This window comes from Thiohalomonas denitrificans (assembly GCF_900102855.1).
Lineage (GTDB): Bacteria > Pseudomonadota > Gammaproteobacteria > Thiohalomonadales > Thiohalomonadaceae > Thiohalomonas > Thiohalomonas denitrificans.
Genome location: NZ_FMWD01000004.1, coordinates 263,262 through 275,749, shown reverse-complemented (window position 1 = coordinate 275,749; position 12,488 = coordinate 263,262). Strand labels below are relative to the sequence as shown.

At 60.3% G+C, this 12,488-nt stretch carries 11 protein-coding genes; all 11 read right to left on the bottom strand.

The window, feature by feature from the left end; genetic code table 11:
- Positions 1–62: 62 nt before the first annotated feature.
- Positions 63–371, bottom strand: coding sequence for a nitrite reductase small subunit NirD (nirD, locus tag BLP65_RS07940; protein WP_092995074.1), 309 nt, complete (start codon positions 369–371; stop codon positions 63–65).
- A gap of 56 nt (positions 372–427) precedes the next feature.
- Positions 428–2,887, bottom strand: a complete 2,460-nt coding sequence (gene nirB / locus BLP65_RS07935) for a nitrite reductase large subunit NirB (RefSeq protein WP_092995071.1) — start codon at positions 2,885–2,887, stop codon at positions 428–430.
- A 396-nt stretch (positions 2,888–3,283) separates the two neighbouring features.
- Complete coding sequence (locus tag BLP65_RS07930) at positions 3,284–4,867, bottom strand: GAF and HD-GYP domain-containing protein (RefSeq protein ID WP_092995068.1); 1,584 nt, start codon at positions 4,865–4,867, stop codon at positions 3,284–3,286.
- A gap of 79 nt (positions 4,868–4,946) precedes the next feature.
- Entirely contained in the window at positions 4,947–5,891 is a 945-nt protein-coding gene (gene lipA / locus BLP65_RS07925) for a lipoyl synthase (RefSeq protein WP_092995065.1), read from the bottom strand.
- A gap of 129 nt (positions 5,892–6,020) precedes the next feature.
- Positions 6,021–6,656: a lipoyl(octanoyl) transferase LipB gene (gene lipB, locus BLP65_RS07920; protein ID WP_092995476.1), complete on the bottom strand. Its 636-nt coding sequence runs from the start codon at positions 6,654–6,656 to the stop codon at positions 6,021–6,023.
- A gap of 143 nt (positions 6,657–6,799) precedes the next feature.
- Positions 6,800–7,066 (bottom strand): YbeD family protein, encoded by a 267-nt coding sequence (locus BLP65_RS07915; RefSeq protein ID WP_092995062.1) that lies wholly within the window; start codon positions 7,064–7,066, stop codon positions 6,800–6,802.
- A 108-nt stretch (positions 7,067–7,174) separates the two neighbouring features.
- A complete protein-coding gene (locus BLP65_RS07910; RefSeq protein WP_092995059.1) occupies positions 7,175–8,035 on the bottom strand; it encodes a D-amino acid aminotransferase in 861 nt (286 codons plus the stop codon).
- A 72-nt stretch (positions 8,036–8,107) separates the two neighbouring features.
- The gene (locus tag BLP65_RS07905) at positions 8,108–9,250 is read right to left on the bottom strand and encodes a D-alanyl-D-alanine carboxypeptidase family protein (protein ID WP_092995055.1); all 1,143 of its coding nucleotides are present in this window, start codon (positions 9,248–9,250) and stop codon (positions 8,108–8,110) included.
- 268 nt (positions 9,251–9,518) lie between these two features.
- Complete coding sequence (locus tag BLP65_RS07900; protein WP_092995052.1) at positions 9,519–10,430, bottom strand: septal ring lytic transglycosylase RlpA family protein; 912 nt, start codon at positions 10,428–10,430, stop codon at positions 9,519–9,521.
- Positions 10,431–10,435: 5 nt separating this feature from the next.
- On the bottom strand, positions 10,436–11,437 hold the full coding sequence (gene mltB, locus BLP65_RS07895) for a lytic murein transglycosylase B (RefSeq protein ID WP_092995049.1): 1,002 nt from the start codon (positions 11,435–11,437) through the stop codon (positions 10,436–10,438).
- Positions 11,437–12,483 (bottom strand): rod shape-determining protein RodA, encoded by a 1,047-nt coding sequence (gene rodA / locus BLP65_RS07890; RefSeq protein ID WP_092995473.1) that lies wholly within the window; start codon positions 12,481–12,483, stop codon positions 11,437–11,439. Before rodA ends, mltB begins: the two co-directional genes overlap by 1 nt.
- Between the last annotated feature and the right edge of the window lie 5 nt (positions 12,484–12,488).

Below are 12,488 nucleotides of genomic sequence, written 5' to 3'. Positions count from 1 at the left end.
CCATCGTCGCGTTCGCGGTGCATTTGAAGAACGCACCCTACGATTCGTTACGACTTGGCAATTTACAACCGTATCGCGACGATGCCATCGGTGACTCGTACCTCATAGCGGCGCGCGCATCCTTCGTCCGGACTGACTGCTTCGCCGGTGGCCAGTTCGATGCTCCAGTTGTGCAGCGGGCAGGTGACCCGGTTGCCGTAGACCATACCTTGTGACAACGGCCCACCTTCATGGGGGCAGGTGTCGTGTAGTGCGAATACCTGATCGTCTCCGGTGCGGAATACCGCGATATCACCCTGGTCGGTGGTTACCACCCGGGCGCCGCGTGGTGGAATGTTTTCCAGGGGTCCTACGTCTATCCACTCGGACATCATTGTTCTCCTGTTGGAATGCCGCTGATTCGGGGGCGTTTAGCCGAAAGATGTTTTCAGCCGCTTTGTGCAACCCGGGCATCACTCGATAGGGTCTGCATGGGGACGAATTCCAGACGCTGCTCCGGTGCGCGGTTTGCTGCCCAGGGGTCATGCCGGGCATATCGCTGTGACTCGAGAAAACGCTCGTAGAGTTCGCGACGCCGTTCTGTATCATCGACCACCTGGGTTCTGATGTACGTCAGGCCGATGCGCTCCACCCACGGTGCGGTACGTTCGAGATAGCGTGCCTCCTCCCGGTAGAGTTGCATGAAGGCACCGGCGTACTCGAGCACCTCGGCCGCGGTTTTCACTCGGCAGAGCTTGTCCGTGACCCGCACCTTGGTGCCGCCGTTGCCGCCGACGAGCAGTTCCCAGGCCCCTTCGATTCCGATCACGCCGAAGTCCTTGATGCTTGCCTCGGCACAATTTCGTGGACAGGCGGAGACCGCCATCTTGAATTTATGGGGGGTCCAGGAGCCCCAGGTCATCTTCTCCAGGTCGATACCCATCTGAATCGAGTCCTGGGTGCCGAAGCGACAGAATTGTGCGCCGATACAGGTCTTCACGGTCCGCAGCGCCTTGCCGTAGGCGTGGCCCGAGACGAGCCCCGCAGTGTTGAGATCGCCCCAGATGTCGGGTAGCTGCTCCCTCTTTACGCCCACCAGATCGATCCGCTGCCCGCCGGTCAGCTTGACCAGCGGTACCGCGTGCTTGTCTGCAGTATCGGCAATGGCCCGCAGTTCATCCGGCGTGGCGACACCGCCCCACAACCGCGGCACCACGGTATAGCTGCCATCCTTCTGGATATTGGCGTGCAGGCGTTCGTTGACGAAGCGCGATTGCCGGTCATCGACTGCCTCGCCCGGCCACCTCGCCAGCAGGTAGTAATTGAGTGCCGGTCGGCAGGTAGGGCAACCGTCAGGGCTGCGCCAGTCGAGCGCACGCATGACCGATTCGCGGTCGATCAGGTGTTGTTCCCGGACGGCGTGGCGTACCTCATCGTGGCTGAAGTCGGTGCAGGTGCAGAGCGGTTTCTCGTCCGGACGGGTGTGTTCGCCGCCTACCGTGGCGCCCAGAATCTGCTCTACCAGGCCGCTACAACCGCCGCAGGAGGCTGCAGCCTTGGTATGCTTTTTCACCTCGTTCAGGGTAAACAGGCCGTGGCGGCGAATGGCCGTGACGATGTCCCCCTTGGTGACCCCGTTGCAGTCGCAAACCTGTGCGTCATCGGCCATCTCGGCAGTGCTCGTCCCACCGCCAGGACCGGCGTCACCGATATGGGCTCTTCCGAACATCAGTGCATCGCGAAAGGCGGCGACATCGACTCCATCGCGCATCAGATCGAAATACCAGGAGCCGTCCACGGTGTCGCCGTAGAGCACGGCCCCCTTCAGCCGGTTTTCCTCCAGTACCAGCTTCTTGTAGACACCTCGTGACGGATCGCCGAAAACGATGGACTCACTCTGCGCATCGTCGCTGAAATCCCCCGCGGAGAAGAGGTCGACGCCGGTCACCTTGAGCTTGGTGGAGGTGATCGAGCCGGTGTAGCGCCGGAAGGCCAGTTGCGCCAGATGGTTGGCACAGACCCGGGCCTGCTCGAACAGCGGGGCTACCAGACCGTAGGTGGCACTGCGATGCTGGACACATTCGCCTACCGCGTAGATACGCGGGTCGAAGGTCTGCAGTGTGTCGTCCACCACCACCCCGCGGTCGCAGTAAATGTCGGCACTCCGGGCGAGTTCCTTCTCGGGACGGATACCGACGGCCATCACCACCAGATCGGCACTCACCTCGCGACCATCTTCGAACAGCACGCCCTGCACACGTTTCCGACCGATGATCTCTCTGGTTTTTGCGCCCATGAGGAACTCGACCCCGCGGGATTCCAGATTCTGCTGGAGCATCCGACCCGCAGTCTCATCGAGTTGGCGCTCCATCAATGTGTCCGCGAGATGAACCACCCGCACCTTCATGCCGTGCTTGAGTAGACCCGCGGCGGCCTCCAGCCCGAGCAGTCCGCCCCCGATCACGACGGCGTGGTGAAAGCGCTGAGCGGCATCGATCATCACCTCCACGTCGGCGACACTGCGAAAGCCGATGACACCGGGCAACCCATGCCCCGCAACCGGCAGGATCACCGGACGGGAGCCGGTGGCGAGCAGCATGCGATCATAAGGGGTTTCGCTGCCATCGGCGGCAATCACCACCCGGCGTCGCCGATCGATCTTTTCTACCCTCGTGCCCGAGCGCAGCGTAATGCCGTTCTCGGCATACCATCCGGGCCGATGGAGCAGCGTCTCTTCGAACGACAACTCACCGCCCAGCACTGGTGAGAGAAGGATGCGGTTGTAATTACCGTGGGGCTCCTCACCGAACACCGTGATGTCGTAAAGGTCGGGTGCGAGCTTGAGCAGCTCCTCGACCGTTCGCATTCCCGCCATGCCGTTGCCGATCACTACCAGACGTTCTTTCATAATTTTTCACTCCTGATTTACCGCACCATCCGCGGCTCCGGATCGGTGCGTCGATCGACGCTAACCGGTCCCGGGGTAGTTCCGTCGGTGTTGTCGCTGCGGCTGGTAATGGCGTTCGTGCAGAAACTTGTACACGGCGCGGCGACCATTCGATTCAGCCTAAAGCGCCCAACGCGTGGGGCTCCCTACGGATAGATGGACTTTGGTTCTTAGCTAGCAGGAGCCATGCCAATCGGTGCAGGACGCATAATCGCTGGTGGTTACGGGAGAGCCGTTCAGGGAAAGTGCAATCCGGTATGTTTCGGCTGCACCATCATGGTACAAAATGTGGGTTGCAGTACCTGGAATGGGGCGGGGAGCGGGTTGAACCATTAATCTCTGGAGAAGGTAGGTTTATCAGATGTCCAGCTGCTCCGGGTCCAGGTGTTCAAAGGCATATTGTTCCCATACCCGCTCGCGCGTGAACAGATCGAAAAGATCGGGATCGATATGCCCCCGCTCGCTCATCGACTGCAGGATACCCAGTGCCTCGGAGAGTTTTTTTCCCGGCTTGTAGGGACGGTCGCGGGCGGTCAGGGCCTCGAAGACGTCTGCAATGGCCATGATCCGCGCCTGAAGCGGCATCTCATCTCCTTTGAGACCTCGGGGATACCCCTGGCCATCCATACGTTCGTGGTGACCGCCGGCGTATTCGGCAACCCGCTTGAACTGCTTGGGAAAGGGCAGTGCTTCAAGGATGTTGATGGTGGCCACGATATGGTTGTTGATCTGCTCACGCTCTTCCGGGTTCAGAGTGCCCTTGGGTATGGTCAGGTTGTAGATCTCATCTTCCGTCAGCAGAGTCCGGCTTTTGCCTTGCGCATCATGCCAGCGCCGCTTGCCGATGGCACCGACCCGTTCCTGATCGGTTTCGGTCATGAACTCGCCGCCCGAATTCGCCTTTTCGATAAAAGCCTGCTCCTCCTCAAGCTCCCGAAGAGTCTGCCGATACTCGGTTGCCCAAGCGGGATCGGGCTCCCGCCCTGCCTCCATGGCTTCCATGCGCTTGTGCAGCCAGCGGTTTTCAGCTTCCTTGCGCAAGACCTCGAACCGGGCTTTCACCAGCTCGATGCGATCAAAAACTGTCTGCAGCTTGGTGGCCTTGTCCACCACGTGTTCGGGGGTGGTGATCTTGCCGCAATCGTGGAGCCAGGCGGCGATTTCTAGCTCGTAGCGGTCATCGTGATCCATGGCGAAATTGGCGAGTGGTCCGTCGCTGGCTTTCGTCGCAGCATCGGCCAGCAGCATGGTCAACTTCGGAACCCGCCGGCAATGGCCTGCGGTATAGGGGGATTTTTCGTCGATGGCATAGGCGATCAGATGGATCAGCGCATCCAGCAACTCCTTCAATTCATCGATGAGACGACGGTTCGTAACAGCGATGGCGGCCTGGGAGGCCAGTGCCTCCACCAGCCTTTGCGTCTCTGCATTGAAGGGGATGATCTTTCCCTGTTCGTTCTTTGCATTGAGAAGCTGCAGAACGCCGATGATATCGCCCTGGTGGTTCTTCATCGGTACGGTCAGGAAAGATATCGACCGGTAGCCGGTAACCCGGTCAAACTCCCGGGTGCCACTCAGGTCGAAACGATCGGTATTGTAGGCATCTGGGATATTGACGGTGCAGTCATTGAGAATCGCGTGGGTGACGACATTGCTCCGATTGGGCTCCCCTGCTTCGTCATAAAATTCTATGGGTGGGAAGGGAACTGCCTTGCCAGTGGTACCCCCCATGGCGATTCCGAGCGAATCGGTACGCATATTCTCTATCCTTACCCGGTTCTCCTCCGAGACCGAGTAGAGGGTACCGCCGTCAGAGCCCGCCATCTCCTTTGCTGTGAGTAGAATCTTTTCCAACAGGCGATCGGTATTGCGTTCCGTCGACAGTGCGAGCCCGATGGCAGTGAGCTGGTCGACCTGTTCAAGCAGCGATTTTGGAGACATGCCGACTCCAGAAAAGGGCGGACCGCTATTGTAGGTCTAGTCGCGTGTTCTGCTGCAAGTCCTTTCTGCCAAGCACTTCTTAACCAACCTGTTCGCCGCGGGCCTGCTGTTCGGCGTGATAGGAGGAGCGGACCATCGGGCCGCTTGCCACATGGGTAAAGCCCAGATCTTTGGCCCGTTCTCCCAGCTCATGGAACTCTTCGGGAGGAACATAGCGCTCCACCGGAAGGTGATAACGGCTCGGCTGCAGATACTGACCGAGGGTCAGGTGATCGCAGCCGTGTTCCCGGAGATCCTTCAGCACCTCCAGGACCTCCCGGGGTTCCTCACCCAGGCCGAGCATCAGCCCGGACTTGGTGGGGACCTGCGGGTGTTGTTCACGAAAGTGCTGCAGCAGCTCCAGGGACCACTGGTAATCGGCACCCGGCCGGGCCTTGCGGTAGAGGCGGGGCACCGTCTCCAGGTTGTGATTGAAAATGTCCGGTGGTGCCTTGCCGAGCGCTTCCAGGGCAGGCTCCAGGCGACCCCGAAAGTCGGGCACCAGGATCTCCACGGCCGTTTCGGGTGATTGCTCGCGTACCGCTGCCACACAATCAGCGAAGTGCTCGGCGCCGCCGTCGCGCAGGTCATCGCGGTCCACCGATGTCACCACCACGAAACGCAGGCCCATGGCCTTGACGGTTTCAGCCAGGTGCGCCGGTTCATCGGCGTCGAGGGGGTCCGGGCGTCCATGGGCCACATCACAGAAGGGGCAGCGGCGGGTACAGATATCCCCCATGATCATGAAGGTGGCGGTCCCGTGCTGGAAGCATTCTCCCAAGTTCGGGCAGGCCGCCTCCTCACATACGGTATGCAGCTTCTGTTCGCGAAGAATGCCCTTGAGGCGCATTACTTCGGGGCTGGTGGGCGCCTTGGCGCGGATCCAGCGGGGCTTCGGCAGAGGACGCTCTGCGGGCACAACCTTGATGGGGATGCGTGCGGTCTTGGTCTCGCCCCTCAGGGATCGTTTATCATCGGAGTTCATGGATGGAAGGATAAAGCCAACGGCGATGGAACGCGAATCGAAGCGTGGGGGGTGTTGCGCCAATCACGCTACGGCGGTTAACCACTGAGACCACAGAGAATGGCGGGATTCTACAATGCTCGCTACTCGCTACTCGCTACTCGCTACTCGCTCCGTCAGCCTGGCGGCCAGGCGCTCGCCGGCGGTTTTCACATCCAGGTCGATGCCCAGCTCCTTGAGCTGGGTTACGGCCAGTCCGGCATGGCCGCAGGGGTTGATGCGCTGAAACGGCGTCATTTCCATGGCAACGTTGAGGGCGATGCCATGATAACTGCACCCGCGGCGTACCCGAAGGCCCACCGAGGCAATCTTTGCCTCGCCCCGCCCGGGTAGCTCGACATAAACCCCGGGGGCGTCCCGTCGGGGGTACGCGTTCACTTCAAAGTCGGCCAGCAGGTCTACGACCGATTGCTCGAGGGCACTGACCAGGTGGCGGACACCGATCCCGAGTCGCCGCAGATCGATTAGCGGATAGAGGACAACCTGGCCGGGGCCGTGATAGGTCACCTGTCCGCCCCGATCGGTTTTGACCACCGGGATGGCACCCGTATCGAGCAGGTGTTCCGGCTTCGCGTTCAGCCCCTGTGTGAATACCGACGGATGCTCGACCAGCCAGAACTCATCCCGCGTATCGGATCCTCGCTCGTCAGTAAACGCTCGCATCGCCTCCCAGACAGGGATGTAGTCACGGAGGCCGAGGTGGCGGAGAAGGGGCTGTTTAACCACGGGGCGCACTGGGTTCTCGGGGGAAATCAAAACGGATACTCGGTGCGCAGAAACAAGCAATGAATCCGTCGCCTAGTAGCAGGCGTACGCCCCTCGCTGTTCCTCGAATCTCGCATCTCGAACCTCGTTCCTCGTCCCTGCCCTTACAGTGCCATCATGACCTTTTCGTGGGCGGTGAGTTCGAGGTAGATGTTGTCCAGCTGCTCCCGGCTGGTGGCCCGGACAGTGACGGTCACGGACAGGTATTTGGCACCGCTACTCTCGCGCACCGACACCGCGGCCTCGCCCAGGTCGGGGGCGTGACGCCGCACGATCTCGACCACCGTGGTCTCGAAATCCTCATCAGCGCGTCCCATCGCCTTGATGGGAAAGTCGCAGGGAAACTCCAGCAGTGTCTCGTCATTACTCATAGCTATCACCACGGGGTGCACGGGGAACACGGGGTAGTCATTTGGAGACTGCCGAGCTTGTTCAAGCCTTTGAAGTCCCCGTGCTCCCCGTGTCCCCCGTGGTTTAAATTATTCCACCTCGCCCCGGCGGAAAGCCTCCTTGTAGGCCTGGTAGAGCTCCACCATCCGTTCCCAGACCGGCCCGGGGTGGCCATTGCCTACGGGGGCACCATCAAGGCGGGTGACCGGCACTACTTCCCGGGTGGAGCTGGTAACCCAGAGTTCATCGGCGTCCAGGAGCTCCGCTTCATCGATGGGGCGCTCTTTGCAGGGTAGACCGTGACGGGCACAAAGTTCCACTACCAGGTCGCGGGTGATGCCCGGCAGCAGCAGGTTGCTCTTGGGCGGTGTGACGATGGTGCCGTTGCGCACCAAAAAGACATTGGCCGCCGCGCCCTCGGTCACTTCGCCGTCACGGGTCATGATCGCCTCGGCGGAGCCCTGGTCCAGTGCCTGTTGGCGTAACAGGATGTTCGGCAGCAGGGCGATGGCCTTTATGTTACAGAGTTTCCAGCGGATATCCTCCAACGTGACGGCGCTGATGCCCTGGCGCAGTTCCGGAGCGGGGGCACCCAGCGGCGAACTCATGGCAAATACCGTCGGATTGACGACGGGAGGGAAGGCATGATCGCGGCGGGCCGGACCGCGGGTGACCTGGAGATAGAGGGACTGATCGCCGCCGCCGTTACGCTTTATCAACTCTTCGAGAACGTCCTGCCAGCGCGAATGCGGGAGCGGGTTTTCCAGCCGAATACCGGCAAGACTGTGGTCAAGCCGGTCCAAGTGATGTTCGAGGCGAAAAAGCCGCCCGCCATAGACCGGGATGACCTCGTAAACGCCATCGCCAAACATGAAACCGCGGTCGAGGACCGAGATGCAGGCCTGGTCCGCCGGCAGGAAATCACCATTCAGAAAAACCGTATCGGTCATTATTGTTTTGTCCGGCCACGATTGGGATGCAAAGAACACGAAGAGGTAGCTCCGTGTCCTCAGTGGTTAATCTCAATAGAACCACAGCATGACGTCATCCAGCAGACGCTGCCAGAGGCCACCCTCTTCGATATCCTGAAGGGCGACCAGCGGCTGCTCCACCAGTACTTCTTCTCCCAGCTGCACGGTCACGGTCCCGAATTCCTGGCCCTTGTGTGCCGGGGCGATGATGTTGCTGTCGACGCTCAGCGAGGCATCGAGTTGTTCATACTGCCCGCGCGGAATCGTTACATACATCTCCCGATTCAGGCCCAGTGGCAGGGTTTCGGACATCCCTTTCCAGATCCGTATCTCCTTGAGCGGTGTGTCGCTCTCATAGAGGCGGTGGGTTTCAAAAAAGCGGAAGCCGAAGTTGAGCAGTTTCTGGCTCTCCTGCGCCCGGGCATTTTCACCGGACGTTCCCATGACCACGGCGACCAACCGCATGTCTTCGCGCTTGGCCGAGGAGACCAGGCAGTAGCCTGCGGAATCGGTATGGCCCGTCTTCACACCATCGACGTATTCATCCCGCCACAGCAGCTTGTTACGGTTGTGCTGGGTAATGTTGTTGTAGGTGTATTCCTTGATGGAGTACCACTCGTAAAATTGCGGGAAGTCGTGGATGACGCCAGTGGCGAGCAGGGCCATGTCCCGCGGTGTGGTGTAATGCTCCGGGTGTGGCAGTCCGGTACTGTTGACGAAGTTGGTATCGGTCAGGCCGAGCTTGCGCGCATATTCGTTCATCAGCGCGGCAAAGGCTTCTTCACTGCCGGCGACGTACTCCGCCACCGCCACGCTGGCATCGTTGCCGGACTGGATGATCACGCCCTTGAGAAGTTGTTCGAGGGTGACCTTGGTGTCGACCTCGACAAACATCCGGGAACCCTGGGTGCGCCAGGCCTTTTCACTGATCCGGACCTTGTCATCGAGCTTGATGTCCCCGGAGGCCAACTCCTGGAAGACCACATAGGCGGTCATCATTTTGGTCAGGCTGGCCGGTTCCATTCGTTCATTCTCGTTGACCGACGCGAGAATGCGGCCGCTATGGAAATCCTGCAGGACATATCCCTCCGCCTTCACTCCTGGCGGCGCCGGTACGAATGCCAGATTGGCGGACACCGCAGTGGTGAAAAAGAGCAGAAGGAGAAGACTAAAACGACGCAGAATAGCGCTCATGGCAATGGCGTATCAGTGATTTGATGAAGTTTTATAGTCTACCGTGTCGTTCCGCCGAAAAGTAGGTGGCCAGTCACACGATATACTGCGAAATCGGCTGCAACTCAACGGGGAGCACCGGGAAACCCTTAAAGAGCCGTAGGGCGCATTCTTGATACGCCACCCTCGTTTCCATAAAGCCGGCAGATTTCCAGAGTGCACCAACCATTGCACGAGGCTCATCCAAAATGCGTCGGCTCCGTTCGCCCACCAGAATGCACCCTACGGGTCAGTCCCGAAGCACTCGCGGTGAATGGATGCCGTAGTCCACCAGCTGATCCGCGAGGGCATCCGCTTCCTGCTCGGACGTCAACGGGCCGACGCGAACACGGTAGAGCGGTTGCTGGGCGGCATCCCCGGGTTCGATGACGATGTCCGAAACGGCATCGGCCAGTCGCTGGCGAAGACGTTCCGCATTGTCGCGGCTGGAGAACGCGCCCACCTGGAGGAAAATGGCGGGTGTCTCGGCGGTCCGGGCTGTGGCCAACGGCGCCGCTTCGATAGCGGCGATCTCTCCGGGGGCTGCGGCGGCCAGGGTGGCTGGACGCACCGTTACGGTGGATTCGTTTTCGTCGCTCAAACGGACTTCCATTGCCGGTTGGGTGCGCTCGATACTCCTTGTCGGTTTCGTCGGGTCAATGGCCCGGATCTCGACCGGTGCCGTACCGCTGCGGGTGAACTCCAGTTTGCGGGCCGCTGCGTAGGAAAGATCGATAATCCGGTCGTCATGGAAGGGACCGCGATCGTTCACCTTGACCACTACGCTGCGTCCGGTATTCAGGTTGGTGACCTCCACATAGGTGGGGAGGGGCAGACTCTTGTGTGCGGCGGTCATTTTGTACATGTCGTACACCTCGCCGCTCGAGGTACGGCGACCGTGAAATTTGGTGCCGTACCACGATGCCAGGCCTCGCTCCACAAACGCCTCGGCACTGTCACTGACCCGGTACCGTTTACCGAATACAACGTAGGACTCGGGGTTGCCGTAGTGGCTTTTCGGCTCGACCCGGGGCACGGCGTCGGGAATGCGGCTGAAATCGATACCGGTATCGTCCGGGGCGCTGTCCCGCACGACGCTCGTGCTACAGCCGCCGATCACCATCGGAATCAGGGCCGCTGCTATCCGCCACTGACCGCTCATTCGCCTCACCGCTGGTTTGTCTCCTCATAGGCCGCGCGTATCCCTTCGGCCAGCTGGTGGACCGCCATGGCATAGAGCGGGCTGTGATTGTAGCGGGTGATGACGTAGAAGTTGTGCAGGGCCACCCAGTGCTCCGTGCCCTCTTCGGCCTCCAGTGCGATCAGCGCGGCATCCAGTTCAGGGTCGATGGATGTCTGGGGCTCGACGCCCAACTTGCCCAGTTCCCCGACTGTGGTGCTCGGCCGGTAGCCCTTGTCCAGCAGCGACTGGTGCTGATTGCCATTGACCTTCGCACGGGTGGCGACGGGCTGGCCCGGCTGCCAGCGATGCTCGGCGAAGTAGTTGGCGACACTGCCGATGACGTCTTCGATATTCTCCCAAAGGTCGCGGCGGCCGTCGCCATCGAAGTCGACGGCATAGGCGCGGAAGCTGCTCGGGATGAACTGGGGCTGACCCATGGCCCCGGCGTAGGAGCCGGTCAATTCCAGAGGGTCGATTTTCTCTTCCCGGGCCATGACGAGGTACTGTTCCAGCTGCCCACGGAAAAATTTGGCGCGCGGCGGGTAGTCAAAGGCCAGCGTGGAGAGCGAGTCCATCACCCGATAGCTGCCACGATGGCGACCATAACGGGTTTCCACACCCAAAATCGCCACCAGGATCGACGGCGAGACGCCATAACGGCGCTCCGCTTCCGCCAGCACCTCGGCATGCTCCTGCCAGAATTCGGCACCCTGACGGATGCGCGACTCGGTGACGAAGATCGGCCGGTACTGGTGCCAGGGTTTGCTCTCGGCGGGGCGCGAGATGGCGCGAATGATATCGTCCTGAAGTTGTACCTTTCGGAACAACGTTTTCAACTGCGTATCCTCGAAACCGTAGTCCGAGACCATTTGCGAAATAAAGCCCTGCACATCGTCCCGCGCTGCGAGATCGGCATGGCTGGGGCCCGATAACAGTAGCGCGGCCGGAATGAGTACAATCTGTGCGAAACGGTGGTTCACGGTCATCAACCTTTTAGTAGTTTTCGATGAGTGTGAATGGACATCAGTATCCCGAAGGAGGCCATTATTGTCACCATGGAGGTGCCACCGAAACTGATCAGAGGTAGTGGCAGTCCCACTACCGGCAGCAGCCCGGCGACCATGCCTATATTGACGAAGAAATAGATAAAGAACGTCATGATCAGTCCGCCTGCGAGCAGTCGCCCGTAGGTCTCCTGGGCCTGGGCGGCGATATAGAGCCCTCTCCAAACAACAAATAGATAAATCGAGAGTAGCAGAACGCCGCCCAGCAGCCCGAACTCCTCTCCGAATACCGCGAAAATGAAATCGGTATGACGCTCCGGCAGAAACTCCAGGTGAGACTGCGTGCCGTTAAGCCAGCCCTTGCCATACAGTCCGCCCGAACCGATGGCAATCTTCGACTGGATCACGTGGTACCCGGCCCCCAGGGGGTCGGATTCGGGGGTCAGAAACGTTAACACCCGCTGCCGTTGATAATCGTGCATCCCGAACTCCCACAACAATGCAGCCATCGGTGCGAGCAGCAAAGAGGCTAATCCCAAAAGCTTGAACGGGATCCCGGAAAAAAGCAGAACAAAAATCCCCGCACCGGCCACCAGCAGGGCAGTGCCAAGGTCGGGCTGTTTGGCGATTAGCAGGGTAGGGAACGCCACGATCAGTAATGCCGCAAAGATCTTTTTCGGGCCGGGGGGGAGGGAGACCTCCCTCAGGTACCAGGCCACCATCATCGGCATCGCCAACTTCATCAGCTCCGAGGGCTGGAAGCGGAATCCGCCGATACCGATCCAGCGCTGGGCACCCTTGCCGGCAATCCCTGCCACCAGCACGGCAATCAACAGCGCAACGGCTGCTGCATAGATCCAGGGTGTCCAGCGGACATAGTTCTCCGGCGGGATCTGCGCGAGCACCAGCATGCCCACGAAGCCCAGCCCCAGTCGCAGCAGTTGCTGATCGACCCGTCCGGCGTCGACACTGTAGAGGACCGCCAGGCTGACTCCTGACAGCAGCAGCAGACCGATCAGCAGCGGCATGTCCA

What these genes read in the sequence shown, in the direction of transcription:
- nirB (WP_092995071.1), bottom strand. Translation starts at nt 2,887, where the DNA reads ATGAAAGAACGTCTGGTAGTGATCGGCAACGGCATGGCGGGAATGCGA.
- BLP65_RS07915 (WP_092995062.1), bottom strand. Translation starts at nt 7,066, where the DNA reads ATGAGTAATGACGAGACACTGCTGGAGTTTCCCTGCGACTTTCCCATC.
- nirD (WP_092995074.1), bottom strand. Translation starts at nt 371, where the DNA reads ATGTCCGAGTGGATAGACGTAGGACCCCTGGAAAACATTCCACCACGC.
- BLP65_RS07905 (WP_092995055.1), bottom strand. Translation starts at nt 9,250, where the DNA reads ATGAGCGCTATTCTGCGTCGTTTTAGTCTTCTCCTTCTGCTCTTTTTC.
- lipA (WP_092995065.1), bottom strand. Translation starts at nt 5,891, where the DNA reads ATGAACTCCGATGATAAACGATCCCTGAGGGGCGAGACCAAGACCGCA.
- BLP65_RS07930 (WP_092995068.1), bottom strand. Translation starts at nt 4,867, where the DNA reads ATGTCTCCAAAATCGCTGCTTGAACAGGTCGACCAGCTCACTGCCATC.
- mltB (WP_092995049.1), bottom strand. Translation starts at nt 11,437, where the DNA reads ATGACCGTGAACCACCGTTTCGCACAGATTGTACTCATTCCGGCCGCG.
- BLP65_RS07910 (WP_092995059.1), bottom strand. Translation starts at nt 8,035, where the DNA reads ATGACCGATACGGTTTTTCTGAATGGTGATTTCCTGCCGGCGGACCAG.
- rodA (WP_092995473.1), bottom strand. Translation starts at nt 12,483, where the DNA reads ATGCCGCTGCTGATCGGTCTGCTGCTGCTGTCAGGAGTCAGCCTGGCG.
- BLP65_RS07900 (WP_092995052.1), bottom strand. Translation starts at nt 10,430, where the DNA reads ATGAGCGGTCAGTGGCGGATAGCAGCGGCCCTGATTCCGATGGTGATC.